Origin of the sequence: Mycobacterium noviomagense (assembly GCF_010731635.1) — a bacterium.
Lineage (GTDB): Bacteria > Actinomycetota > Actinomycetes > Mycobacteriales > Mycobacteriaceae > Mycobacterium > Mycobacterium noviomagense.
In genome coordinates, this window is record NZ_AP022583.1 from 3710298 (window position 1) to 3734842 (window position 24545).

Annotated in this window: 21 protein-coding genes; 13 read left to right on the forward strand and 8 right to left on the reverse strand. The window is 62.2% G+C overall.

Going from position 1 to position 24545, the window contains the following annotated elements:
- Window positions 1-6: 6 nt before the first annotated feature.
- Complete coding sequence (locus tag G6N15_RS17670; protein ID WP_083089761.1) at window positions 7-381, reverse strand: carboxymuconolactone decarboxylase family protein; 375 nt, start codon at window positions 379-381, stop codon at window positions 7-9.
- A 122-nt stretch (window positions 382-503) separates the two neighbouring features.
- Here G6N15_RS17670 and G6N15_RS17675 point away from each other — a divergent pair, with 122 nt between their 5' ends.
- The 6 genes from G6N15_RS17675 (at window position 504) to G6N15_RS17700 (ending at window position 5947) form a co-directional block, all read left to right on the forward strand.
- On the forward strand, window positions 504-776 hold the full coding sequence (locus G6N15_RS17675; RefSeq protein ID WP_083089770.1) for a metal-sensitive transcriptional regulator: 273 nt from the start codon (window positions 504-506) through the stop codon (window positions 774-776).
- 55 nt (window positions 777-831) lie between these two features.
- Complete coding sequence (locus G6N15_RS17680; protein ID WP_083089762.1) at window positions 832-1245, forward strand: DUF302 domain-containing protein; 414 nt, start codon at window positions 832-834, stop codon at window positions 1243-1245.
- A 433-nt stretch (window positions 1246-1678) separates the two neighbouring features.
- Window positions 1679-1873 carry a hypothetical protein gene (locus G6N15_RS17685; RefSeq protein ID WP_083089763.1) on the forward strand — a complete coding sequence of 65 codons (195 nt, stop codon included), beginning with the start codon at window positions 1679-1681 and terminating at the stop codon, window positions 1871-1873.
- On the forward strand, window positions 1870-2484 hold the full coding sequence (locus tag G6N15_RS17690) for a mycothiol-dependent nitroreductase Rv2466c family protein (RefSeq protein ID WP_083089764.1): 615 nt from the start codon (window positions 1870-1872) through the stop codon (window positions 2482-2484). Before G6N15_RS17685 ends, G6N15_RS17690 begins: the two co-directional genes overlap by 4 nt.
- A gap of 164 nt (window positions 2485-2648) precedes the next feature.
- Window positions 2649-3080 (forward strand): MmpS family transport accessory protein, encoded by a 432-nt coding sequence (locus tag G6N15_RS17695; protein ID WP_083089765.1) that lies wholly within the window; start codon window positions 2649-2651, stop codon window positions 3078-3080.
- A 29-nt stretch (window positions 3081-3109) separates the two neighbouring features.
- Window positions 3110-5947 carry an MMPL/RND family transporter gene (locus tag G6N15_RS17700; RefSeq protein WP_269473747.1) on the forward strand — a complete coding sequence of 946 codons (2838 nt, stop codon included), beginning with the start codon at window positions 3110-3112 and terminating at the stop codon, window positions 5945-5947.
- Between the two features lie 219 nt (window positions 5948-6166).
- On the opposite strand, the gene G6N15_RS17705 is transcribed toward G6N15_RS17700, so the two are convergent.
- Window positions 6167-6601 (reverse strand): pyridoxamine 5'-phosphate oxidase family protein, encoded by a 435-nt coding sequence (locus G6N15_RS17705; protein WP_083089724.1) that lies wholly within the window; start codon window positions 6599-6601, stop codon window positions 6167-6169.
- Between the two features lie 36 nt (window positions 6602-6637).
- Window positions 6638-8104, reverse strand: a complete 1467-nt coding sequence (locus tag G6N15_RS17710) for an NAD(P)-binding protein (protein WP_083089720.1) — start codon at window positions 8102-8104, stop codon at window positions 6638-6640.
- Window positions 8105-8212: 108 nt separating this feature from the next.
- On the opposite strand from G6N15_RS17710, the gene G6N15_RS17715 reads away from it, so the two are divergent.
- Window positions 8213-9619: a WS/DGAT/MGAT family O-acyltransferase gene (locus G6N15_RS17715; RefSeq protein ID WP_083089723.1), complete on the forward strand. Its 1407-nt coding sequence runs from the start codon at window positions 8213-8215 to the stop codon at window positions 9617-9619.
- 1 nt (window position 9620) lies between these two features.
- On the opposite strand, the gene otsB is transcribed toward G6N15_RS17715, so the two are convergent.
- Together otsB and G6N15_RS17725 are read right to left on the reverse strand one after the other, a co-directional pair.
- A complete protein-coding gene (gene otsB / locus G6N15_RS17720; RefSeq protein ID WP_083089719.1) occupies window positions 9621-13304 on the reverse strand; it encodes a trehalose-phosphatase in 3684 nt (1227 codons plus the stop codon).
- Window positions 13305-13328: 24 nt separating this feature from the next.
- Window positions 13329-14294, reverse strand: a complete 966-nt coding sequence (locus G6N15_RS17725) for an Acg family FMN-binding oxidoreductase (protein ID WP_139798014.1) — start codon at window positions 14292-14294, stop codon at window positions 13329-13331.
- Between the two features lie 214 nt (window positions 14295-14508).
- Between G6N15_RS17725 and G6N15_RS17730 the strand changes: the two genes are divergently transcribed.
- The 3 genes from G6N15_RS17730 (at window position 14509) to G6N15_RS17740 (ending at window position 17754) form a co-directional block, all read left to right on the forward strand.
- The gene (locus G6N15_RS17730) at window positions 14509-16008 is read left to right on the forward strand and encodes a bifunctional aminoglycoside phosphotransferase/ATP-binding protein (RefSeq protein WP_232070271.1); all 1500 of its coding nucleotides are present in this window, start codon (window positions 14509-14511) and stop codon (window positions 16006-16008) included.
- A gap of 506 nt (window positions 16009-16514) precedes the next feature.
- Complete coding sequence (locus G6N15_RS17735; protein ID WP_083089718.1) at window positions 16515-17219, forward strand: DUF1772 domain-containing protein; 705 nt, start codon at window positions 16515-16517, stop codon at window positions 17217-17219.
- An 82-nt stretch (window positions 17220-17301) separates the two neighbouring features.
- The gene (locus G6N15_RS17740) at window positions 17302-17754 is read left to right on the forward strand and encodes a hypothetical protein (protein ID WP_083089717.1); all 453 of its coding nucleotides are present in this window, start codon (window positions 17302-17304) and stop codon (window positions 17752-17754) included.
- A 444-nt stretch (window positions 17755-18198) separates the two neighbouring features.
- On the opposite strand, the gene G6N15_RS23325 is transcribed toward G6N15_RS17740, so the two are convergent.
- Complete coding sequence (locus G6N15_RS23325; RefSeq protein WP_232070272.1) at window positions 18199-18609, reverse strand: universal stress protein; 411 nt, start codon at window positions 18607-18609, stop codon at window positions 18199-18201.
- Between the two features lie 241 nt (window positions 18610-18850).
- On the opposite strand from G6N15_RS23325, the gene G6N15_RS17750 reads away from it, so the two are divergent.
- The gene (locus G6N15_RS17750; protein WP_083089716.1) at window positions 18851-19741 is read left to right on the forward strand and encodes a universal stress protein; all 891 of its coding nucleotides are present in this window, start codon (window positions 18851-18853) and stop codon (window positions 19739-19741) included.
- A 22-nt stretch (window positions 19742-19763) separates the two neighbouring features.
- Here G6N15_RS17750 and G6N15_RS17755 read toward each other — a convergent pair whose 3' ends face one another.
- Both G6N15_RS17755 and G6N15_RS17760 read right to left on the reverse strand, forming a co-directional pair.
- Window positions 19764-20612, reverse strand: a complete 849-nt coding sequence (locus G6N15_RS17755) for a universal stress protein (protein ID WP_163748135.1) — start codon at window positions 20610-20612, stop codon at window positions 19764-19766.
- A 73-nt stretch (window positions 20613-20685) separates the two neighbouring features.
- On the reverse strand, window positions 20686-20970 hold the full coding sequence (locus G6N15_RS17760) for a DUF1876 domain-containing protein (protein ID WP_083089714.1): 285 nt from the start codon (window positions 20968-20970) through the stop codon (window positions 20686-20688).
- A 260-nt stretch (window positions 20971-21230) separates the two neighbouring features.
- On the opposite strand from G6N15_RS17760, the gene G6N15_RS17765 reads away from it, so the two are divergent.
- Together G6N15_RS17765 and ppsA are read left to right on the forward strand one after the other, a co-directional pair.
- Window positions 21231-22139 (forward strand): hypothetical protein, encoded by a 909-nt coding sequence (locus tag G6N15_RS17765; protein WP_139798011.1) that lies wholly within the window; start codon window positions 21231-21233, stop codon window positions 22137-22139.
- Window positions 22136-24523 (forward strand): phosphoenolpyruvate synthase, encoded by a 2388-nt coding sequence (gene ppsA, locus G6N15_RS17770; protein WP_083089712.1) that lies wholly within the window; start codon window positions 22136-22138, stop codon window positions 24521-24523. The genes G6N15_RS17765 and ppsA overlap by 4 nt, the downstream gene beginning before the upstream one ends.
- Window positions 24524-24545: the final 22 nt, after the last annotated feature.

Genomic DNA, 24545 nt, shown 5'->3' on the forward strand with positions numbered 1-24545 from the left:
AGGTGCTCATTCAGGTGAGCGCGGTCCCTTCTCCGCGTCGGCGAATTCGCAGAACGCGTCGTAGGCGCGGGCGCCGTAAATGGTGGCCGGGCCACCGTGCATGAGAAACGTGACACCGATGGCTTCGGCCGCTTCTTCCTTGGATGCTCCGGCGCGTGCCGCCCCTTGGGCGTGTGAGGCGATGCAGCCGTCGCAGCCGGCCACGACACCGATGGCCATCGCGATGAGTTCTTTGGTTTTCCTGTCCAAGGCTCCCGGAGTCAGCGCGCCGTTGCTCATCTCGGCGAAGCCCTTGTAGACGTCAGGGATCATTTTGCGCAGTGCGCGGTGTTGGGGATGGAGGTCGTTGAGTACGTCGTGGTAACGGGTGTGCTCGCTCATGACCAGTACAATACTAATACCCATAGGGGTATTCCACTGGTTGCCGGATCAAGGGGTTCTCAGTGACGTCGACATACCCCCAGGGGTACTATTGGCGCTGCCAACTGGATATGGAGGACAAAATGATCGATAGGGATGAGGAAAGCATCGCCGCGGTGCTCAATCGGCTGCGACGCGCTCATGGGCAACTGGCCGGGGTGATCGCGATGATCGAGCAGGGCCGTGATTGCAAGGAGGTCGTGACGCAGCTTGCGGCGGTGTCGCGCGCGCTCGACCGGGCCGGGTTCAAGATCGTCGCATCTGGTCTCCGGCAGTGCATCGCCGGCAGCAGGAAAGCCGGCACGCCAACACTGACGGAGGCCGAACTCGAGAAGTTGTTCCTGGCGCTGGCGTGAATGCCTGGTGCGGGATCGCAGTCGACGGGTGTTCGGAACTGAAAAAGGAGAAGCAATGCAAACACGACTAGCCACCACGCTGCACACCTCGTTCGAGGAGGCGGTCGAGCAAACCACTAAAGCTCTGGCCGATCAGGGTTTCGGCGTGCTGACCACGATCGACGTCAAAGCCACGCTGAAACAGAAGCTCGGGAAGGATATGGAGAACTACCTGATCCTCGGCGCCTGCAATCCGGCGCTCGCGCATCGCGCGCTGGATCTCGATCGCCAGATCGGACAGTTGTTGCCGTGCAACGTAGTGGTGCGAACCGATGCCGCCGATGCGGGCGACACTGTCCTGGTCGAGGCGATGGACCCGCAGATTATGGTCCGGGTGGCTGACCAGCCCGGGCTTCAGGACATTGCGGACCAAGCCGCGGGCAAACTGCAGGCCGCGATCAACGCGCTGAGTGAAAAAACGAAGGTATAGCGAGTCCAGGCTTCAGACCGCAGTCGACGATGAGCTGTACGGCTGAGGCGACGCAGGTCTTCGGGGGGACTCCAGGAGGCGAGCGGATAAGCCATTGAGCGCCGCGGCACGGGCACCGAATGCGAGTCTTGACGACTAGTCAAAGTTGCTGGGCCACTTGAGTTATGACCTGTCCTGAAAGCCGCCGAACCAAGCGGCGCGCGGGCGCTTATGTCAGTTTTTGCGCCCGCGATAGCTCAGGCGATATCGGCACGTTCGCCGGGCTACCGATGTGGCGCCGCGATCAGTAAGATACCCCTGGGGGTACGTAGGGCCGCATTAGAGGAGCCTACGCCCATTGAGGAGGTGGCGGTGACCGCAACGTGGGACAGCCTTCGCCAAAGCCGTTTACTGACGTTCCGCATGCAACCGAAACCAGGAGAGGGAAGTAATCATGGTCATCGCTACAAGTGCGTCCACCCGCACAACCGGCTTCGGCAAAGTTGTCGAAAGAACGCGGGAAGTGTTGACGAGCAACCGTTTCGGAGCCCCGAGCCAAGTTGACGTGCAAGCGACCCTCAAAGAGAAGCCGGGGGAGTCGATGGAACCGCAGGCCGCGATGGGCACACTTGCCGAGGGACTGCGATGACGTCGATCGATCTCTACGTCGATCCGATATGCCCATTTGCCTGGGTGACATCGCGCTGGTTGCTGGATGCGGCCCGCGTCACCGGGCGCAGTGTCGCACTGCGTCAGATGAGCCTGGCGGTGCTCAACGACGGTCGCGACGTAGCGCCGGCCCAGCGTGCCAAACTCGAGTGGTCCCGTCGTGTGGGCCGAGTTTGCGCGGCCGCGACCGACGAAGGGGGTGCCAGCGCATTCGGCAAGCTCTACGAAGCGTTGGGTGCACCCATTCACCACGGGGATGGGGACTGGGCTGACGCCGTGGTCAAGGAGGCGCTGACGGCGTCGGGCCGCAGTCCGGCGCTGGTCGGAGCGCTCGATGACCCGACGTGGGATGACGCTGTGAAAGCGGCTCATCAACGCAGTCAGGATGCGCTTGGCGGCAGTGGCGGTAGTCCGATCATGGCAGTCGAGGGCAGGGGATTTTTCGGGCCGGTGCTAACGGCGCTTCCCGCTCGAGACGACGGGATGGCGCTGCTCGATGCCGTGGTGACTGTGGCGTCGGCGCCCGAATTCGCCGCCTTGCAACGCCCCCACAAGGGGCCACCGTCGACGGCTGGTGCGCAGCCTCGCTGATGTGTCGTGGCGTGCGATGCCGGACTGCGGCCTAAGAAGCCCAATTGCAACTTGCAACTTGCAACTTCTAGCGGGTTAGGCCGAACGGCCCTTTTGTCCGCAGCGGTAGGGGTCTGAAACTAGTAAGCGACTGGGGCCGGGGCGTCAGCGAAGGGATACGTTCAATGCCCGGATCTTTCAAGCGAGCTTGGGTACCGCTGGTCGTTATCGTGGCGGTTGTCCTCGGTGGTGTCGCCGTCGTGCGACTCCGCGGTGTTTTCGGCTCAGACAAAATTTTTTCGGCGACCGAAAGCAGCGCCCAGCCGCTTGTGCCGTCTCATGTCAAGCGGCTGACGTACGAGGTGTACGGGCCCAGCGAAACAACCGGCACCGTGACCTACTTGAACAAAAATGCCCAGCCGGAGCAGGCGAACTTCACTGGCCTGCCCTGGATTTACGCGCTGACGACGACGGTGCCGGCGGTGATGGCCAACGTGGTCGCCCAGGGCAACAGCGACAACATCGGGTGCCGCATCACGGTCGATGGTGAGGTCAAAGAAGAGCAATCGTCGGCCGGACACCACGCCCAAACTTCCTGCCTGGTGAAAGCCGCATGAGCGGCAACGAGAATCCGCGACCGAGACTTATGCGAGCGGTCCGCGCGTTCGCAGTGCCGATCATCCTCGCATGGCTGCTCCTGACCGTGGCTCTGAATGTGCTTGTGCCTCCGATCGAATCGGTCGCGAGAAAGCACGCGGTGAGCGCGTCGCCCAAAGATGCCCCGGCAGAGATTGCAGCGCGACGCATCGGCGCGAAGTTTCACGAGTCGGATTCCGACAGTATTGCGATGGTTGTCCTGGAAAGCGACAACGAACTCGGCGAGCAGGCGCACCGCTATTACGACGGTTTGGTAAAAGAGCTGCAGGCCGACCACAAACACGTGCAGCACGTCCACAACGTGTGGGGAGACCCACTTACTGCCGCCGGCGTCCAGAGCCGAGACGGCAAAGCCGCTTATGTCCAACTCAATTTGGCCGGCAACCAAGGCAGCACCCTGGGTAACGAGTCCGTCAAAGCGGTACGCGACATCGTCGATCGGTCAGCACCCCCGAAAGACCTCAAAGCCTACGTCACCGGCCCGGCGCCGCTGACAACGGACATGAACGAAGCTGCTGACAAAAGCATGTTCAAAATGATGGGCGTCACCGGCGTGGTCATCATGATCATGCTCTTCATCACCTACCGCTCCATCAGCACGGTGCTGCTCGTTCTCGTCATGGTCGGCTTCGAGATGGGCACGGCCAGGGGGCTCGTCGCGCTTCTCGGACACTACGACCTCCTGGGATTTTCGACCTTCGTCGTTGCGATGCTCTCGTCGTTGGCCATTGCGGCGGGAACTGATTACGCGATATTCCTGATCGGGCGTTACCACGAGGCGCGCCAAGCCGGCGAAGACCGGGAAAGGGCCTACTACAGCATGTTTCGCGGCACCTATCACGTCATCCTGGGCTCGGGACTGACGATCGCAGGTGCCACTTTTTGCCTGTACCTGGCGCGGCTGTCGTATTTCAGGATGTTAGGTATTCCGTCGGCATTGGGCCTGCTCGTGGTTATCGCGGGCGCACTGACCGCGGCGCCCGCCGTGGTCACCGTGGCCAGCCGCTTCGGTCTGCTGGAACCCAAGCGGCTGACCAAGACTCGCGGCTGGCGGCGCATCGGCACCGCTGCCGTGCGCTGGCCCGAGCCGATGTTTGCCGCCTCGCTGGCCGTCGCCATCGTCGGGATCCTCATCATGCCGAGCATGAAGGTCAGCTACAGCGATCGGTTCTACATCCCCAAGCATCTGCCCTCGGCTGTCGGATATGGGGCTGCAGAACGTCATTTCAACGCTGCCACGATGAATCCCGACATTCTCATGATCGAAAGCGATCACGACATGCGCAATAGCGGCGACATGATCATCTTGGACAGGCTTTCCAAGGATATCTTTCGTGCGCCGGGAATCGCGATGGTGCAAAGCATCACCCGGCCGTTGGGTGGGCCCATCGAGCACACGTCAATACCTTTCCAAATCAGTGCTCAATCTATTCCGATACGAGAGAACCTGCAGTTCATGAGAGACCGAATGAGCGACATGCTCACAATGAGCAACGATCTCGGCGCGATGATCGCGTCGATGGAACGCATGTACAGCCTGTTTGGCCAGGTGAGCAATACGACGCATCACATGCTCGGCGACATGAACGAGATGAAGGCCACGCTTGACGAGATGCGGGATCATCTGGCGGATTTCGACGATTTCGCTCGGCCGTTGCGGAGCTATCTCTACTGGGAGCCGCACTGCTATGACATTCCGGTCTGCTGGGCGTCGCGATCGGTGTTCGAGGCGATCGATGGGGTCGACAAGTTCAGCGACGACATGAAAGCGCTGCTGAAGGACGTGGACAACATCGACACCGTACTGCCGCAGATGATGCAACAGTTCCCGCCCATCATCGCCGTCGCGAAATCCATGGAGGGGAGCTTGCTGACCATGCACAGCAGCTTCTCGGGCCTCGTCACCCAAATGTCGCGAATGACGGACACTGCAAGCGCGATGGGCGAGGCGTTCGACGCCGCCAGGAGTGGCGACTATTTTTACCTGCCGCCGGAGGCGTTCGACAACCCCGACTTCCAGCGCGGTCTGAAACTTTTTCTGTCACCTGACGGCACGGCCGCGCGCTTCATCATCACCCACGACACCGACCCGGCAACCCCGGCCGGTATTTCTGCGGTCATGCCGGAACTGACGGCAGCGCACCAAGCGGTGAAGGGAACAAGGCTAACCGACGCCAGGTTCTACCTCACCGGGACCGCCGCCATCTACCGCGATATCCAGTCGGGCTCACACTACGACCTCTTGATCGTCGGAATAGCCGCCCTGACACTGATATTCGTCGTGATGGTGATGATCACCCGGGCTCTGGTTGCCTCTCTGGCAATCGTCGGCACGGTGCTGCTATCGCTGGGCGCTGCCTTCGGCCTGTCGGTTCTGGTCTGGCAATACATTTTCGGCCTGAACCTCAACTGGATTGCGCCCGTGTTCGGGTTGATCATCCTGCTGGCCGTCGGATCGGACTACAACCTGCTGCTGGTCTCGCGGTTCCAGGAGGAAATAGGCGCGGGATTAAAGACCGGCATTATCCGCTCGGTGGGCGAAACAGGGCAGGTCGTCACCGCGGCCGGCCTGGTGTTCGCCTTCACCATGATGTCCATGGTCGCCAGCGACCTGCGCTCGATCGGCCAGGCCGGCAGCACTATTGGCCTCGGCCTGCTGTTCGACACCCTGGTGGTGCGCTCGCTGATGACTCCGTCGATCGCGGCGCTGCTCGGCCGCTGGTTCTGGTGGCCGCACCGGGTGCGGCCACGCCCGGCCAGCGAGATGCTCCGTCCCTTCGGGCCCCGTCGGGTGGTTCGGACGCTGCTGCTCGGTGACGATGCTTAACGGTGCTGATCCTGCTCGCGGGCCGTGCTATCAGTGGGGCCTCAATCGAAAGCTGCTCACCATCACCACCAGGAAGCCGGACCCGGCGCCAGAGTTCAAGTCAACAAGCGCACGCGTTCACGTGAGACGACGAATCCGCCTTGGCGCATCTTGACATGAGGCAACAGGCCGACAGCCGCCGACGTTATACACAGCCCAGGCGTACCCGGCCCTGTGCTGTCAGGCGAAGGTCGATTCGGCGCTGGGTTCCGGGCCGAACCGGAAACGCCGGCCGGTGACGGAGATCGGCAGGACGCGAACGTAATGCTGCTTCAACGTCGCAGTCCACGGCAGCAGCTGTGCCCGCTCGGCCTCCTCGATCTCCTCACTAGTACGCAGCATGCGGGCCGTGCCCTTCACGATCACGCTCCAGCCTTCGGCAACATTGTGGTCGTCGGCTTCGAAGAGAACACGATTGTTGATTGCGGTGCTGACCAGCTTGGTGCCCTCGGCGGTGCGAAAGAGCACCGTGTGGCGCTGGACAGCGAAATTGACCGGAAAGATCTCGGGCTGACCTTCGACGCTGGTGACGAGACGTCCTAACGCCACGCTTCCCAGCAGATTCCAGCATTGGCTCACCGAGAGAATGGTGACGGGTCCACCGCTTTCGGGCATGTCGCTCACCGGTTTCTCATGCCAGCATTCACGTCGTTAACCTAAACACATCGCGCTCCAATACAACCATGCTTCAGTAGCGCCGGACCCGATGACCCGCTGTGCGGGAGCGAGTTCGGGTTGTTGGCGGCGGCCCGCATCGCCGAAGTACCACAGATGCAGGTCGTCGAAGGTGGCGACGGGATGCTTCCACGGGCGCTCGGCGAGGTCTCCGCGCAGCCAGGCGTCGATATGGTGAGCCGCCTTATTGCCGTGCCCGACAGCGACTGTCACGGTGCGCTCACACGGCACCATGTCACCGGCAAACACCCCGGGACATCCGGTCATCATCGACGCCGACACCCGCACCGAACCGTCGTCATCGAACTGCACACCGGGCATGCTGCCCATGAATGCCGACTCGGTCTGCTGGCCCAACGCCATGATCACGGTGTCGGCGGCGAGCGTTTCACATCGTCCGGTCGGCATCGGACGTCCCGATTCGTCGAGTTGCATTACCTCCACTTGTAATTCGGGACGGTCGAAAGCGGTGATCGTGCGTAGCCAATTGATTCGCACCCCCTCCCGCTCGGCCTCCTGGACCTCCTGCCGGTGAGCCGGCATGTAAGATTTCGAGCGCCGGTAGATGATCACGGTGTCCTCGGCGCCCAGGCGGCGCGCGACCCGGGCGGCATCCACCGCGGTGTCACCGCCGCCGTAGACGGCAACGTGGCGGCCGATGGCGGGTCTTTTGCCGGAGGCCACGTCGCAAAGGAACGACACGGCGTCCAGCATGGTCCCGGCGTCGGCGGCGGGGACGTCGACCCGTTTGGCCAGATGAGCGCCCACCGCCACGAACACCGCGTCGAAGTTTCCCGCTCGGCGTTCAGCGGCAAGGTCCTCGACCTGATGCCCGCACGTGAACTGCACACCGAGCGCGGCTATCCGCTCGATCTCGGCGTCCAGCACCTCGCGGGGAAGTCGATATTTCGGGATGCCATAGCGCATCATCCCGCCGGGTTGATCTCCGGCATCTCGAATTTCGACATGGTGGCCGCGTCGGCTCAGATGATAGGCCGACGACAGCCCGCTGGGGCCGGCGCCGACGATCAGCACTCGCTTGCCGGAGGGCGGCGCCGGCCGCTCGAACCGCCACCCGTGTTCCGTTGCTTGGTCGCCGAGGAAGCGCTCCACCGCGTGGATCGAGACCGCGGAGTCGAGATTGGCGCGATTGCAAACCGATTCGCATGGGTGATAGCAGACCCGTCCATGGATCGATGCGAACGGATTGTCGTCCACCAGTTGGCGCCAGGCCTGCTCATGCCGTCCGCCCTTCGCGTGGGCAAGCCATGCTTGGATGTTCTCGCCCGCCGGACAGGCATTGTTGCAAGGCGGCAGCAGATCGACATACATCGGGCGGCGGCTGCGCTCGGCACCCGCGCGGGCCTGGTCATGCAGCAGGTCCGGCAGTGCCGTCAGGTCGCTGCGCGCCACCCCGCCGCGTTCCGGCCGCGTGATCCTCACATCGCACACGGTATGCCGGGTGTGGCTAGGTGGTTAGCGTCGTTCGCCCCTTTCCTTCGGGACTTCCGACTCTGCCCATGAGTGCAGGCGACGGCGCACAGTTATGCCATGGAGCACTTGTCAGCACTGGATGCGAGTTTCCTGGAGGCCGAGGACTCCGATCCCCACGTGAGTCTGGCCATCGCGGGTGTATCGATCATCGCGGGGCCTGTGCCGCCGTACGAGGAGCTTGTCGCGGCCTTCGGCGAGCGGGCGGCCGAAGTGCCGCGTTGCACCCAAGTGCTGCGCACCCATCCGCTCGATCTCGGCCCGCCTGGATGGGTCGAGGACCCTCACTTTGACATATCGCATCACGTGCATCGCGTCGCGCTGGCCGAGCCGGGCGACGATGCCGAGCTGTTCCGCATGATCGCGACTCTCATGCAATTTCGCCTTGACCGTGAGCGTCCGCTCTGGGAGAGCTGGATTATTGAAGGGCTCACAGACGATAGGTGGGCCGTCCTGCTGAAGCTTCATCACTGCATCGCTGACGGTATCGCCACCACCCAGATGCTGGCGAAGTTCAGTGACTACGGCGGCGGCGACACGTTCGCAAAAAGAATTCGCGCATCCAAAGAGCCGGATGAGCCGACGCTGCGTTTGCCGTCAATCAGTATGAACCCTTTGACTTGGCTGGGCGGCTTGTGGCGCACCACAGTCGCAGCGACCACTGCTGCCGAACACGCCGCGGTGGGTGTCGCCGGCCTGACAGCGGGCCTGCTGAGCGCACCGCCGGAATCGTCGCTGACCGGAACGGTAACGACCTTGCGGCGCTATAACGCAGCCAGGGTCAAGCTCGCCGATATGCAGAAGGTTTGCCGCGCCTTCGACGTGACACTCAATGACGTGGCGCTGGCGGCGATCACCGACAGCTACCGCAACCTCCTGCTCCACCGCGGTGAGCAGCCTCACCGAGATTCGCTGCGCACACTGGTTCCAGTTTCCATCCGGTCGATGAAGGACATCAATCAACCCGACAACCGTGTCTCGGCGATGCTGCCATTACTACCGGTCGACGAGGCGGACCCGGTCAAACAATTGGAACTTGTGCACTCCCGGTTGACGAAGGTCAAGGCCAGTGGTCAGCGGGAGGGCGGTGCCGTATTCATGGCGGCGGCCACCAGCATGCCATTCACCCTGTCGGCGTGGATGATTCGGTTGCTGACCCGCTTTCCACAGCATGCAGTATCAGCCTTGGCCACTAACGTTCCCGGGCCTCGGGGCCGGCAGAAGCTGATGGGTCGTGAGGTGCTGGAAGTATTGCCGGTGCCGCCGATTGCGCTTGGTCTGCGCACCGGTATCGCGATGGTGAGCTACGCCGACAGTTTCATCTTCGGTATCACCGCCGACCACGACACCGCGCCCGATATCGACCAGCTTGCTGCGGGTATCGAGCAGGCAGTGGCGCGACTGATGGCCGCCAGCCGTGCGCGTCGACGTACACGCCGGCGTGCCAACGGAATCCAGAGCGCGTAGTCTACGACGACAACTCGATGGTCTGTCCGGGCATGAGAGCCTGCACCCGACCACGGTATTCGATATCGATCGAGTTGGCTTGTTCCGAATCTGAGCTGATTGTTGCTTCGCGTCCGCTGACCTGCAGGTAAAGGCGATGACCGCGGTAGCGCAGCGGGAAGCTGAGCTTTCCAAGCTCTTCGGGCCACAGCGGGTTGAGCACAATGCGGTCGGCGCGGAATTCCACACCAGTGAAGCATCGCTGCAATAGGTCGACACTGCCGGCCATGGCCGCCAAGTGGATACCCTCAAAGACGGTGCCTCCCTGGATGTCTGCAACGTCGGATAGGAGGACCTGCTGAAAATACTTGAGGGCACGGTCACGGTCGCCGCGGGCCAAGACCCACGAATGCACGATTGCGCTCAGCGTAGACCCGTGTGAAGTCCGAGAGCGGTAGTAGTCGATGGTTTTCGGGATTTGCGCCGGGGTGAATCGGTAGCCGAGCCGGGCGAACAGTTCCCGAAGCTCGTCGGAGGAAAGCAGGTAGAAAAGCATCAGCGCATCGGCTTGCTTGGATGCTTTGTAATGGTTGACGTTGTCGTTCTCGGCCTCCAGGATGCGGTCCAGACGCTGAATGTTGCCGTAGCGCTGGCGATAGGCATGCCAATCCAGTTCCGCGAGCTGCTCATAGCCCTCGAACTGGCTGATCACACCATCATGAAACGGCACGTACATGCGCCGGCTAACGTCGTCCCACACATCGAGTTCCGGACCGTCGACCCCAAGCCTTTCCAGCAGATCGAGCCGATCCCACAATGGCAACAGTTCGAGTGCTTCCATTGCGCGCACGATCACCCAGACCGCCATGACGTTGGTGTAGGCGTTGTTGTCGATGCCGTCATAGACACGGCCGGGGTAGCCGGAGTGGAACTCGTCCGGACCGATGACCCCACGGATCACATAACGTCCACGCGCACTGTCGAAGCTGGCCAAACTCACCCAGAAGCGAGCGATCTCGGTCAGCATTTCCGCTCCGTAGTCAACAAGGTAGTCGACGTCGCCGGTCACCTGGTAGTACTGCCAAACGTTGTACGCCACGGCGATTCCAACGTGGTGGGCGCGTGCGCTGGGGTCGGGATTCCACCTACCCGATCGCGGGTTCAGGTGAAGTTGCTGACTTTCTTCACGCCCGTCGCTGCCGGATTGCCAGGGAAACATGGCGCCGACGTAGCCGGCTTCCGCGGCAGCACGGCGTGCCTGTGGCAGCCGCCGATAGCGGTACTGCAACAAGGATCTGGTCACTGTCGGCAGGTGCATGTTCAGGGCGGGAAAGACGAACAACTCGTCCCAGAAGATGTGGCCGCGGTAGGCCTCGCCGTGCAGTCCTCGCGCGGGTGCTCCGGCGTCCAACTCGGCGGTGTTCGGGGACAGGGTTTGCAACAGATGCAGCAGGTGTAGGCGCACGATCCGTAGCTCGTCGGGGTTGTGGCCGATGTGGATGTTGAATCGTTCCCATAGATGTGCCCATGTCAGCGTGTGGCCGTGCAGAAGCTGGTCGAACCGGCCGAGACGGTGCAGGTGGCGCTCAGCGTCATCCGCCGGTTCAGAGACCGCTGGGTCACGCCCAGTGACGAGGGTGGCGATCTTTTCCAGCGTCACTGATTGCCCGGCTGTCAGGCCGACCGAGATGTTGTGGCCGATGCGGGCTGCATCCTGCACTAACCGGTAGCCTGCCTGCGCCAGTGTGCCGTCCCTCCATAGCGTTGTGCGCGACGCGATCGCAATTGGGATCCGGGATTCCACCGTGCACAGGCCTAAAAGCACTGAGTCACTGGATAGCTCCCGTGCCTGCGTCACCGCGAGATGTTTACCGGATAGCTCGCGGTATCGCTCAACCTGACGGTTCTCGATGTCGCCGTGTAGGGAAGACCGCAACTCGATTGTGCCGGACCAATTTTCGGCTTTCACCGTGGTCTGCAGGCCGGCGACATGGGGTAGATGCATCGCCACGAACCTGCGCTGGGTCACCGCGGTGGTGCGGCCGGTAGCGTCGCGGAACCGGAACTCTCGGCTCAGCACCGCACGGCGCAGATCGAGAGTTTGCAGATAGGACAATAGCTCGGTGGCATCGATGTCGAACCACGGTCCGCCGTCGATACGAAACGTCAACGGCAGCCAGTTAGGCAGATTCACGAGGCTTTCGTTGGTGATGGTGTTGCCGCCGACCCGGTCGGTGAGCCGGTTGTAGATGCCGGCAGCGTACGTGCCCGGATAGTGAACGCCGGATGCGGTGGACTCTGGTACGCAGCCGCGGGTGGCGAAGCACCCGTTGCCCGCTGTGCACAACGCTTCGCGCAGCGGTTCGTCGCGTGGCTCGTAGCCGCCGAAAGTGATCGACCATGGGTTGTCGGATTGGTCGCGCTGACCTGCTACTTGCCGAGCCAACTGCGCGATGAATTCCCGGACCGCGTCGGGCCCGTCAAGGGCGAACCGCGCAGCCGACGGGCGGTCGCCCTCCTCGCTGTGCCGCGCGACGATTCCGATCCCGTCATATCGCACCGCGTCGAAGGCATCTTCGTCGGTGAGATCGTCGCCGATGTATATCGGCAATGGCGGATCGGTTTCCCCGATCCGATGCAGTATCCACTGCAGCATCTTGCCCTTGTCCCAGGCGATGTTCGGTTGCAGTTCGATGACTTTGCGTCCGTTAGTTACCCGAAGGCCCCTGCGTTGTCCAATCGTGTAGACGGTGGCAGTCACTTCGCGGACAGCTTGTGGCATGGCCTTTCGGTAGTGCACGGCAATGCCGTATTTCTTCTGCTCGACGCGAACACCGTCGAGTGAAGCGAATTGGCCGCGCAATTCGGTCGCCACATCGTCGAGTGCGCCGACCGCGAATGCGGCGCTCTCGTTGTGGTGGAAGGTGCCATCGGGAGCTTTCAGCTCGAAACCGTGGCTGCCCGCGTACCAGATGTTCGGCAGCCCGACGCGAGGAATTATGTCAGCCAAGTCGCGTCCGCTGAGTACGGCCACGTTGCAGTGTGCGGCGAGCGCCTTGAGGACGTCAGCTGCGCCTTCGACCAGGGTGGCGGTGTCGGGATCATCGACGATGACTGACAACGTCCCGTCGAAGTCGAGAAGGACTGCCAGCTGGCGGGTGGCAAGCACCGCGGAGATTTGACCGTATGACTGCAACGCATCGGGAAGCGCCGACATCCGACGTTGCCCGAAGTGCACTGTGATATCAGCGACTTCGGCCACCACGGTGTCGGCACCATTTCGACGCAGCTTGTCGGCGTGCTCGAGTCGATCTACACCGACCACCAGGGCGAAGCCGCTCTCACGGGCAGCCCTCGTCCCGGCTTCCGAGGCCTCGATGACGACACAGCGATTCGGGCACACACCGAGCCGCATAGCGGCTTCCAGCAAGGCGGTCGAGCCCGGACTTCCGGACCTGTCCGGTTGACGACCGCTGTTGCCGTCGGCAAAAATGGGAAACACGTCGTCGATTCCTGCGGCAGCCAAAGCCTGTTCGACGGTACGACTCGACGCATACACGCTTGCGCGTAGTCCCGAATCGTGTAGCTGGTGCACCAGCGCAACGGTCGAATTGATCGCTGAATCGGGGTGCCCCATATCCCGCACCACACGGTCGAGGTCGATAATCACCGCGTCGTAGTAGCGCGGGTCAATGGTCACCGTCATGACTACCGCCGGGAATTCGCCTGGCTAGCGGATTTCAAGCACATCGCCAAGTGGCCGTCGGGGAGTTGGTGCGGGCAGATCTTCCATGGGTGGCGCTATACCAACGCGGATCAGCACTTGCGGTTCCCCGCGTTCACCGATCAGTCCGCGGACGATATCGCGGCTTTCGTCCAACTCGATCAGGTGGGTTAGCGTGCAGGTCGCCATGCCGGCCATGGTGCATTCCAGCAGCACGGTGGACAGGGCTTCCCCGCAACGCAAGGTGTCAGCTCGGGTGTCCTCAGCGGTGGACAACACCAGGATCTTGGACCAATCCACCGCTACTTCCGGCCGACGATCGCTGTAGCCGCGTGCGGGGAAGTCTCGCGACACGTCGACCCGCTGCCTTTCTGAAGTGGATGCCAGCGTCTCGGGAGGTACGCCTTCCGAAAGTGCAAACGGCGATGTCCACCATTGGATCTCGGCGTGGTATGACGCGTCGTCGCGGCGCAGCGCCTCGGTCAGCTGCGATGCGGCGGCCAGTTCCGGTCGCACCTCGTCAGAGAGAACATCGAGCATCGCAACGTTATCGTCGATGCTGCTGCGCAGTACCGGCTCGAAGGACGTCCAATAGGTAGGTCGGCCAAACGGCAGCCGGTCGGTTCGACGTTTTAGGATTGCCTCCGCGCGCTGGTACTGGGCATCAGTCACGAAATCAAGTGACTGGAATTCGACCGAAGCCAAATGGTTTGGATCGTCGGGATTGGGGAACCGATCGATACTGGACTGCCAACCCGCTGCGATCATCGCAATTCGAAGGTGATCAAGTACTGCCCCGCAACTGATGATCGCTTCTCGTCCGGAACGGTCGGCGCTGCGTACCCAACGCCGCCGGTCGACGAACAGATGCAACACTGCGCCCTCGGAAACCCACCGCCAGGGCTGACTGTTGTGTATCGACGGCGCACGGCACGCCAGAAGTACCGCGCTCTTGACCACCTCGATATCCATCATTGTTCGGCGCATATCACTCCCCGGGTGTCGGCCCTGAGATTGACCCTAGCGACGACAGAGTGTGCCGCTAGAGCCATTGGTCCCACCGAAGACTGTCTTTGGTACGGGTCGTGGTGTAGGACCTTCGGCTCTGACAGGAGTGACTTTCACCGTGGCGACTGTGGCCATCCGCCGCTACACCGAGTGCGCTTCACCGGCGCAAAATTATCGCGTGCAGAAACCGTCGGCGATTGCCGGTCAGACCACGGGATTGTCGGAGGCGCTAGGCCGATACGCCGAGGTCCGTGAAACCCACACGGGTGTCGTTGTGCTCGTCGGCGACAAGGCCTTCAAGGCGAAGAAACCGATTGCTACCGAATTCTTGGATTTCACGACCACCGCCAGGCGAAAACGAGCCTGCAGACGAGAAGTCAAACTCAACCGACGGCTGGCACCAGACAGTTACCTCGGAGTCGCGTACTTGAGCGACCCCACCGGCGGGCCAGCCGAACCGCTTGTCGTGATGCGCCGCTACCCCGACTCATGCCGGCTGTCCACGCTAATCAAACACGGCACAACGGCGCAAAACCAACTAAATCGAATCGCGGAAGTGTTGGCACAGTTTCACGGTAGAACTCACCGGAGAAGGGCCATGTACTCGCAGGCCAAGCTCGACGCCATAAGCGCGCGTTGGCAACAAAACCTTGCCGAACTTGATCCTTACAAGGGGATCGCCGCACCCGCCGGACTGATCGCTGAAGTCAAAAAGCTAGCTCGGAAATACGTCGCCGGCCGGGCAACTCTGTTCACGGAGCGCATCCTCGACCAACGGATCGTCGACGGGCACGGCGACCTCCTGGCCGATGACATCTTCTGCATGCCCGGGGGCCCGGTGCTGCTGGATTGCCTGGAGTTCGACGACAAGCTGCGCTACATCGACCGGATTGACGATGCGGCGTTTTTGGCGATGGATTTAGAGTTCCTCGGGCGGAAAGACCTCGCCGACCACTTCCTTGATACGTATAGTCACATAGCCGACGACGACGCCCCAGCCTCGCTCAAGCACTTCTACATCGCTTACCGCGCGGTGGTGCGAGCCAAGGTCGACTGTGTGCGTTTCGCGCAGGGAAGCCCCGATGCGTCAGTTGACGCATCGCATCACCTATCGCTTGCGGCCGAGCACCTGTCGGCGGGCGCCGTTCGGCTCGTTCTGGTCGGCGGCGCGCCGGGCACCGGCAAGACCACTCTGGCCCATTCGCTCGCTGACCGCGTTGGGGCAGAGGTCATCTCGACGGATGACGTGCGACGCGAGATGCAACGACATGGGACGATCCAGGGCGAGGTCGGCATCCTAGACGCCGGCCTGTATCAGCCCGGCCAGGTCACTGCGGTGTACGAGGAGATCATTCGTCGCGCACACTCGTTGCTGAGTAGCGGCCGGTCGGTCATCCTCGACGGCAGTTGGCGAGATCCTCGCCACCGTCGGCTGGCCCACGCACTCGCCGACCAGACGGCATCAACACTGCTCGAAATCGTCTGCTGGACATCGCTTGACACCGCCATCAAGCGAGTCCAGCGCAGGGAGCCAGGTACCTCAGACGCTACCCCGAAGATCGCCCGAGACCTCGCCGTCCGCGACGGCGCTTGGGCCACCGCTCACCCCATCGACACCAGCCAAGCGCTAGAGGACTGCACCGACCAGGCTGCAAAGCTCTGGCTCAGCGCGCGTTGAGCGTTGCTTCCCGGCAGAAGAAGCTCACCCGTCAGCTGCGAACTACCAGTACCGAACACCCGATGGGGTGAGCAGCGATTGGCTGGTGGGCCGACAAACTGAGCGAGTTCGCTTGCCTCGCCGCCCACAACGGCAGATGACGCCCGGAGTATGGTGCGAATGGGCGGGTAGAGGTTCCGGCTCGGTGGGGTGATGCTACGCGGTGGCGCCGGCAGTTTCGGTGGTTCCCGTATCAGGGTGCGGGGCGTGGCTCCGGTGAGAACTTGCCTTCCCAAACGAGTCCGCAGACGCGGAGAATCACTTGCACGTCGGTGGGATGCAGCTGGGCCGCACCAGGATCTTCATGGAGGGCTATGTCACCGACGGGACCCGTCTCTGAACCGTTCAGGCCTGGCATCGACGGAGGGCGGCGCGTGTACGGCAGCTCCGCGGATTAGGTGATCCGCCGTTTACCAGATGCCACCGGTCACATTTGGTGGCCGAGAAGTGTCGATAGTCGTGAGGGTGTGGCAGCGGAACGGGCTGTCCTCGGCGATGCCGCACCCGCAGCTCGGCAGCGCACCGTCACCGAAATGGAGGCTCAGCCGATGGGCACTTTCGTATCACATCGTCATGCAAGATCTTATCTGCGATCGGCGGACTGTCGGGTTGCTCTGACGGCCTGGCTGCTGTCTATCGCCCGGCTCGGCTATGCTCAGTGGCTGTTTGGCCATATCTACGAAGCTGTCGTGAAGATGCCAGAACGGCTCGCCCTCGAAACCGTTAAGGCAGATGCTCGCCTCAACGGCGGCACGACATCCGTTCTCGGTCCCGGCAGTCCAGTCCGCTACTACACTCCTGTTGCACCAGCCATACTGGCAAGCACGTCTGTCGCGGTGGCCACTTGCTGGGCGTTGCAAAGCGCCAGGCGATGGCTGATCGTCACAGCCGGCTGCTTGCTCTCGGGGCTGGCTCTTACCGCCTTCCTCGTCCGAGCGGTCAACCTGAAGGTGATGTTCGTTGCTAAGGCGCCACCACCGGCCGAGCGAGACGCCCGCATCCGAGTCTGGTATCGCCTCAACATTGTGCGGATCGCTGCCGTCGGCGCAGCTTTGTTCGCCGCTGATCGTGCGAGTCAGGAAATCGCAAAATATCTTGGGGTACAGGTGATCACCGCTAATGAAAAGTCGCAGAGCTTCAGGGAAATCACCAGTTCGAGCTGTGCAACTTAACGGGGCGAGGCCCCCCACTGTTCGGTTACCGTCTGTTTGGGAAGATGGAGGTAGGACAATTAGCAGCTCAGAGCAGTCCCAAATGCGCACGCGCATGTTCGCCCGAACGCTGGGCCCCTTCTTCGCGATCGTTCCCACGACTGTCGCGGTCCGCAGCTCGTATATGCAGACACTGTTTACCGAGTTCAAGGCCAACCCCATGTGGCCGTGGCTATATGGGGCCATTCTTCTGATGTTTGGCCTCGTCATTATTGCGTCTCACCAGTACTGGCGCACCCCCGCAGCGGTCATCGTGTCGGTGGTGGGCTGGATTATGGCGGCGCGTGGGGTGATTCTGCTGGCCGTTCCCCAGGCCTACAACGCAGCAGGCAACGCCGTCTATAGTTCGGGTGCGACTGCGGGGATTTGGGTGGTGGGCATCGGCTTGGGTCTGGCCGGGTTGTACCTGACTTACGTCGGCTGGAAGCCCGCGCCACCTGCGCCCGAAGCCAGGATCAGCGCAACCGACGATCGCTGGCAGGCCACGGGTGAATAAACGCGTCCACGCAGTGCTTCCTTCTCCCGCAGAGGACGCTTACCATCGCCTCCGGACTACCAGTACTGAACACCCGATAGCGCCGAGCAACGAGCGGTTGGGCGGGCCGACAATCCGGGCGAGCTCGCTTGACTCAGCGCTGCCTACAACGGCCAGCTGAACTGGTTCCTCAACACCGGCTAAGAACTTGGCAGCGCCCGCTCGTGCGGCGGCAGGTCGGACATGCATCTCAGGGTAACGATTCACCCAGGCGCCGAGACGGCGATACATTTGCCGGTACGGTGTTTCTCCCAAGCCCCAGCGCCACTCCCAATGCCAATATGGGGGCATTGCGCAGGTGCGCTTCTCGAAAGCCGTGCTCGTCGTTGTCGGATGAATCTCCGACGACAACTGCAATCCAACCGTCATCTAACACTGCCGCGTGTTGGCCGGTGCGGATCACCGCTACGGGGCAGCAGGCTTTTTGGGACAGCGCAGCAGCTGTCGATCCAAGGACGTCTCGGCGAGATGTCCGATTCCAACGGACCCGACGCAAATCATTTCTGCATCATGCGTTTCGTCGATTAGGGCTTTGTCGGGCGAACCAGGGACAACAGCTGTTTCTATGGTGATGGATCTTCCCCGGTCACGAACAGCGGCGGCCGCGGCGCGCAGCGCAGTCTCGGCGTATTCCAAGTCAATATCAACGATTTCGGTGCATGAGGCCGCATGACCGTTGTGACCGGCAGCCCAGCAGATGCAATGGAACCCCGCGGTCGTGGCCTCGACGACGGCCCATTTGGCCGTATTGATCGCCGCGATTGAACCGCCGATCCCGACCACAATCGACGGTGTTACCAGTGGTGCTTGGCCCATAGCACCTCCTTGATTAGAGACCGAGGACGATCGGTCGTTCACTTCAGAAGGTAGTGGGATGCTTCGGACGTTCCGTAGGGCCGTTCGGCCTCGATTCGCTGTGTGATGGGCTCCCGTCATCAATCAGCGCCAGAGAAGTTGGCGCGGCAAGGGCCCTACGACCGCAGGATTGAGGACTAATGCCTCACGACTGGCAACTCGTCCCCGGCCTAGCCTTCAGTTGTTGACGGAAGGAAGCGAAATGTCGGCAGGGACCAAGAAATATGGCATCGTCGTCGGCGTCGATGGCTCAAGCGCATCGCATAGCGCCGTCTGTTGGGCGGCGCGTGACGCGGCCATGCGCCACATTCACTTGACCCTGGCCCATGTGGTGAGCCCCATTATCGCAGGGTGGTCACCGGTGCCGTTGCCGGCGGGAATTGCGGCATGGCAGGAAAACGAGGCGCGCAGAATCCTTGACCAGGCAGTGAAGATCGCTCAGGACACGACAACGAACGACCGGGCGATCCCAATCAAGACCGAAATAATTTACGCGGAAACCATCCCGACGCTCGTCGAACTGTCAGAGGCTGCTGAGTTGATCGCGGTCGGCAGGTACGGACACGGAAAAATAGCACGCGGTTTGCTTGGTTCAGTCAGTTCCAGCCTTGTGCGGCGGGCGCATTGTCCGGTCGCGATCCTTCACGACGAAGATGCATCGACGCCGCACCTTACACAAGCCCCGGTGTTGCTGGGAACCGATGGCTCGCCTGCCTCGAAGCAGGCTACGGCGATCGCCTTCGACGAAGCGTCGCGTCGCAGTGTCGACTTGGTTGCAGTGCATGCATGGAGTGACACCGAAATTTTCGAGCTCCCAGGCTTGGACTGGTCGGCGGTAAAAGCGGAAGAAGAGCGGAGTCTGGCCGAGGCACTGGCGGGTTGGCAAGAACGCTATCCCGATGTGACCGTGCACCGGCTACTCGTTTGTGACCGACCGGCTCGCGCATTAGTGGAAAAGTCCCAATCCGCTCAACTTGTCGTCCTCGGCAATCGCGGACGGGGTGGCTTCACCGGCGCGCTCTTGGGTTCGGTCAGCAACGCTGTCGTTCAAGCTGTCCGGGTGCCGGTAATTGTTGCGCGCCCGTCTTCCTAGACATCTGGCGCTGCTGAGGCATTCAGAAGTGCTGACCGCGGACGACGAGAACCGAGAAGTTCGCATCGTGCAACGTCTTCGACCTGGTGAGTTCAACCAGCTGCGCTACTTCATCACGGTTCTCGGCGCCCAAAACCACTGACTCAATTGACCCTTCGTGTTGTTCCACGTAATGGACGGACCGTTCGGTGTGCACAAAACACGTGTCGATGCCAGGATAGCGCCGAGTCCAGTTGACCAGATGCTCATCCAGTACGGCCAGCGCGCACCGACTTTGAATGCTAGTCGGATTGAACCGCATATCCGTCGAGCTGTCCCGATCCGTCATCACCACGCGCAGGCCAAGCTCTCGGAGAAGAGCTTCTTCCATGGCTTGCTGCAGGACTTCGTATTCGTCAGTGGAGTTGTGCAGGAGTACCACTAACCAGCCGCGCCGCGGTCGTACCGCAAACTCGGTGGCGGGAACGACAGCCACCGAGCAGTGCGCCGAGGTAGCCATGTTCGCCGCCAACGAATCAGACGGCCCGTGGGGTGCGGCCTTCGGGGACCCGACACACAGCAGGGCTGCGGACCGAGACGCCTCGGTCAAGGTGGTACCAGGATCGCCTTCCACGGTTTCCAATTGGATTCTGACCGATTCGTGTGTTGCTTTCACTGCCGCGTGCGCGTCTTGCAAGGCGGCTTGCGCTACCGAGAACTGGGCTTTGACGACGCTCGGCGTGAATGCCCGATTGCGATCGACGACGTAGAGCAACTCCAAGGCGGCATGGTGGCGAAGAGCCTCGTCAGCGCCCCACTGAGCTGCTGCCACCGCGGCCGGCGAGCCGTCGATTCCTACCACAACCGACTTCGGGGCGTAATCGGCAATCACATTGTTCACCTTATTTTCTCATCCGACGAGGCGCTCGCTGCAGGGATGCTCAGTTGCTCCGGCCAATCGCCGCTCAGTGCACAAGCACCACCGGTTCGTGGGTGGACGCGTGAATATCGGATGCTTTGGCGGCGAACAACTCATCTGCCAAGTTCGATAATGCGCGGGCGACGGCCAGTTCGTCGCCGATCTCGGGGATGTTGGGGTCACTGGGATTGACACGAGCGATACCAAGTCCGGTGAGGCGCTTGCCGCGCCAGCGTAGCCCGGCCCTGGCGCGGGTGCGCTGGCGATGCTCATCGATCGTAACCTCGACCGTCCAGTTCTTGGTGTGAGATGTCGAGTCGCTGTGTTGCATCTGCCGGCCTCCGGAGTAGTCGCGACGCGGTCCGGAGTGCGTAACCCGGAACCGTTGCGAATTGCATTCGCCGATTCACGTCTCGATGATGCGTGCCCACGTCGCGGCCGATCAGAGGATCAAGTCACGACCTGTATGGCCAAAAGTCACAATGTCGCGGAAAGCTCGCACGCCAACTGTTACCAATTAGGCCATCCGTTAAGGCCTTTCGACCCTACTGCACGAGGTGGCCTTGCAGTTTTGTGGCGGTGGAGGTGGTGATGACTAACGCCGAAGCGCTGCTGATGGATCACCGCGACGGGACGCGATCGGACCGGCTGGATTGGGCGGCGGTCGGGTGGTACGTGCTGGGGCGGCGCACCCTTGAAGGCGGCTATAGCTTTTACCGCACACCAGAGTGGGCGGTGGAGGAGCCTAACGCGCCGGACACGTTGGCAGCCCTGGAGTCGCTCAGACTTCTAGGTATCGACATTCCCGCGCCTGCGCAGACCGGCGACTGGCTGCGATGCCTGCAGGAAGACGACGGCGGCTACCCCACGTTGACCATCGGCTGGGCAACCCTTCGCTCGCTCTATGTGCTCGCCGTTGAGCCGGTCTGCTCGTCCGAGCGCTGGCTGCGGGGCTGGGTGCATGTGCTCGGTAGCCGAGGGCGATCCCGCGACTGGCGCGCCGCCATCGTCGACGCGTCGCACGTGCTTGAGCTGCTACATCTGCGGCACGGCACGCTGAGCGGACCGGAGCACGCCAGCATGACCGCGCTCCTGCATACGGCCGGCGCGCCCAACGAGGGGTGGGCGCGCCCCGGTGCGGATCTCGAGACGACGGCGACCGCAGTGCGGCTAGCCCAACTGCTGAACCAGCGCTGGCATCCCGATCCCCAGCTGACGTCCTTTGTGTCTCGGTGTGAGGATCAGCAGCTCGGCTTTGGGCTGGCGCCCAACTCACGAGCGACGTCCGTTGGGGCGCTGTGGGGCGGGCTCGTGATTAGCCGGGTGCTCGGTCAGCGCGTGCGTTACCCAGATGCTGTCGGCCAGCAGCTTGCATTGCTGCAGCGCCCAGATGGCGGTTTGGGCGCGCGCCACCACGCGATTTCGACACTGCAAGCCACCTGGCGGGGGCTCCAGGCCGCACGGTTGCTCGACGGGCCGGAAGAGAAGGGACCATCATGAACGATCCAAAGTACGTACGGTTTTTCGAAGAGTTCGGCATCGAGGATGTCCCGCTCGTCGGCGGTAAGAACGCCTCGCTCGGTGAGATGTATCGCAAGCTGTCGAGCGAGGGAGTGCTCATACCGAACGGGTTCGCAATCACCGCTGACGCCTACCGCCACGCGCTTGAATCGGCGGGAGCCTGGGAGCGCCTGCGCGCCACCCTCGACGGGCTCGATCCAAGTGACGTAACCGACCTGGCACGCCGGGGCAAGCGCGCACGGGAGGTGGTATACGGTGCCGCACTGCCCGAAGACGTCACCGCAGAAGTCCTCGCCGGCTATCGGCGGCTGCAGGAGGAGTACGGGGAGGAAGTGAGCCTGGCGGTCCGCAGTTCGGCGACAGCGGAGGACCTACCCACAGCGAGCTTCGCCGGTCAGCAGGACACCTATCTGAACATCCGAGGTGAGGAAAGCCTGCTCGATGCGTGCCAGCGCTGCTTCGCGAGCCTGTTCACCGACCGGGCCATCCACTACCGCATCGACAATGGGTTCGACCACTTCCGCGTTGCGCTGTCGATCGGTGTGCAGAAGATGGTGCGCTCAGACCTCGCTTCGGCGGGTGTGATGTTCTCGCTCGACACCGAATCGGGTTTCCGCGACGTCGTATTCATCTCCGGGGCCTACGGCCTCGGGGAGAACGTTGTACAGGGCGCCGTCGACCCGGACGAATTCTATGTCCACAAACCGACTTTCGCGGCGGGTCACCGTGCCGTGCTGCGCCGCCTGCTGGGAGACAAGGCGGTAAAGATGGTCTTCGTCGAGGGCGAGACCAAACACACCACACGCAATATCCCCACACCGAAGGCCGATCGAGGGCACTTCTGTCTCAGTGACGATGATGTCCTCCAACTTGCTGACTACGCCATCAAGATCGAGCGCCACTACGGCCGGCCGATGGACATGGAGTGGGCGAAAGACGGTAGCGACGGGCGGATTTACGTCGTGCAGGCCCGGCCGGAGACCGTGGCCTCCCAGCGCCGGGTGAGCGTGCTGGAGAGCTACGTGCTCGCCGGAGCTGGCGATGTGCTCGTCGAGGGCCGTGCGGTGGGCGAGAAAATCACGTCAGGCAACGCCCATCTGATCGAAAATCTCACCCACCTCGAGGAATTCAGGCCCGGCGAGGTGCTGGTGGCCGATACCACCACCCCGGACTGGGAACCGGTGATGAAAATCGCGGCCGCGCTCGTCACGAATCGCGGTGGGCGCACGTGCCATGCGGCAATCGTTGCCCGCGAGCTCGGAATTCCCGCCGTGGTGGGTTCGGGCAATGCGACCACTCGGCTCACCGACGGCCAGACCGTCACCGTATCGTGCGCGGAAGGTGACACCGGGCGCGTCTATCGCGGAGAAGTTCCGTTTTCGGTCGAGTGCACGCAAATGACAGATCTGCCACGGCCGGCCACCCAAATCATGGTCAACCTGGGAAATCCTGACCTGGCGTTTAAGACCTCGTTTCTGCCGAATGACGGCGTGGGCCTGGCCCGCATGGAGTTCATCATCAGCGAATCGATCAAGTGCCACCCACTCGCTCTCCTGCATCCCGACCGGGTCACCAACCCCGAGATACGCGTGCAGCTGGCACATCTCACCCACGGTTACCCCGACGGGGCAAGCTTCTTCGTGCAGCGGCTCTCCGAGGGGATCGGCACCATCGCCGCGGCCTTCTGGCCCAAACCTGTCGTGGTGCGGATGTCCGACTTCAAGACCAACGAGTACGCCAGTCTCATCGGCGGCTCGGACTTCGAACCGCGCGAGAACAATCCGATGCTCGGCTTCCGGGGAGCGTCCCGGTACGCCCATCCGGCCTATGCCGAGGGCTTCGCGCTGGAATGTGCTGCGATGAAGCGGGTGCGCGAGGAGATGGGGCTAACCAACGTCGTGCTGATGCTGCCATTCGTCCGCCGAGTCGCGGAGGCCGAGCTGGTGCTGGACCGGATGTCCGAACTCGGCCTGCGCCGCGGGGAGAACGGCCTGAAGATCTATGCAATGTGTGAGATTCCGAATAACGTTGTGTTGATTGACAAGTTCTCCAAGCACTTCGACGGCTTTTCCATTGGCTCCAACGATCTGACTCAGCTCACTCTGGGTGTAGATCGGGACAGTGAGATCGTCGCTTTCGACTTCGACGAGCGCGACGACGGAGTCAAGGAGATGATCCGATTGGCAGTCGACGGGTGCCGCCGCAACGGCCTTCATTCCGGGCTGTGTGGCCAGGCACCTTCGGATTATCCGGATATGGCCAAGTTCCTCGTCGAGATCGGCATCGACTCGATGAGCCTCAATCCGGACACTGTGCTCAAGACGCTAAAGCAGGTGCTGGAACTAGAGCGACACCATCGGTAGCGATTTGGTGAGGGGCTTGCAG

Excerpts from the sequence above, each read along its gene's own strand:
- otsB (WP_083089719.1), bottom strand. The coding sequence starts at position 13,304 with ATGACGGTGACCATTGACCCGCGCTACTACGACGCGGTGATTATCGAC.
- G6N15_RS17750 (WP_083089716.1), top strand. The coding sequence starts at position 18,851 with ATGTCGGCAGGGACCAAGAAATATGGCATCGTCGTCGGCGTCGATGGC.
- G6N15_RS23325 (WP_232070272.1), bottom strand. The coding sequence starts at position 18,609 with ATGGGCCAAGCACCACTGGTAACACCGTCGATTGTGGTCGGGATCGGC.
- G6N15_RS17680 (WP_083089762.1), top strand. The coding sequence starts at position 832 with ATGCAAACACGACTAGCCACCACGCTGCACACCTCGTTCGAGGAGGCG.
- ppsA (WP_083089712.1), top strand. The coding sequence starts at position 22,136 with ATGAACGATCCAAAGTACGTACGGTTTTTCGAAGAGTTCGGCATCGAG.
- G6N15_RS17705 (WP_083089724.1), bottom strand. The coding sequence starts at position 6,601 with ATGCCCGAAAGCGGTGGACCCGTCACCATTCTCTCGGTGAGCCAATGC.
- G6N15_RS17675 (WP_083089770.1), top strand. The coding sequence starts at position 504 with ATGATCGATAGGGATGAGGAAAGCATCGCCGCGGTGCTCAATCGGCTG.
- G6N15_RS17715 (WP_083089723.1), top strand. The coding sequence starts at position 8,213 with ATGGAGCACTTGTCAGCACTGGATGCGAGTTTCCTGGAGGCCGAGGAC.
- G6N15_RS17725 (WP_139798014.1), bottom strand. The coding sequence starts at position 14,294 with ATGGATATCGAGGTGGTCAAGAGCGCGGTACTTCTGGCGTGCCGTGCG.
- G6N15_RS17760 (WP_083089714.1), bottom strand. The coding sequence starts at position 20,970 with ATGCAACACAGCGACTCGACATCTCACACCAAGAACTGGACGGTCGAG.
- G6N15_RS17740 (WP_083089717.1), top strand. The coding sequence starts at position 17,302 with ATGCGCACGCGCATGTTCGCCCGAACGCTGGGCCCCTTCTTCGCGATC.
- G6N15_RS17685 (WP_083089763.1), top strand. The coding sequence starts at position 1,679 with ATGGTCATCGCTACAAGTGCGTCCACCCGCACAACCGGCTTCGGCAAA.
- G6N15_RS17700 (WP_269473747.1), top strand. The coding sequence starts at position 3,110 with ATGCGAGCGGTCCGCGCGTTCGCAGTGCCGATCATCCTCGCATGGCTG.
- G6N15_RS17690 (WP_083089764.1), top strand. The coding sequence starts at position 1,870 with ATGACGTCGATCGATCTCTACGTCGATCCGATATGCCCATTTGCCTGG.
- G6N15_RS17695 (WP_083089765.1), top strand. The coding sequence starts at position 2,649 with ATGCCCGGATCTTTCAAGCGAGCTTGGGTACCGCTGGTCGTTATCGTG.
- G6N15_RS17670 (WP_083089761.1), bottom strand. The coding sequence starts at position 381 with ATGAGCGAGCACACCCGTTACCACGACGTACTCAACGACCTCCATCCC.
- G6N15_RS17765 (WP_139798011.1), top strand. The coding sequence starts at position 21,231 with ATGACTAACGCCGAAGCGCTGCTGATGGATCACCGCGACGGGACGCGA.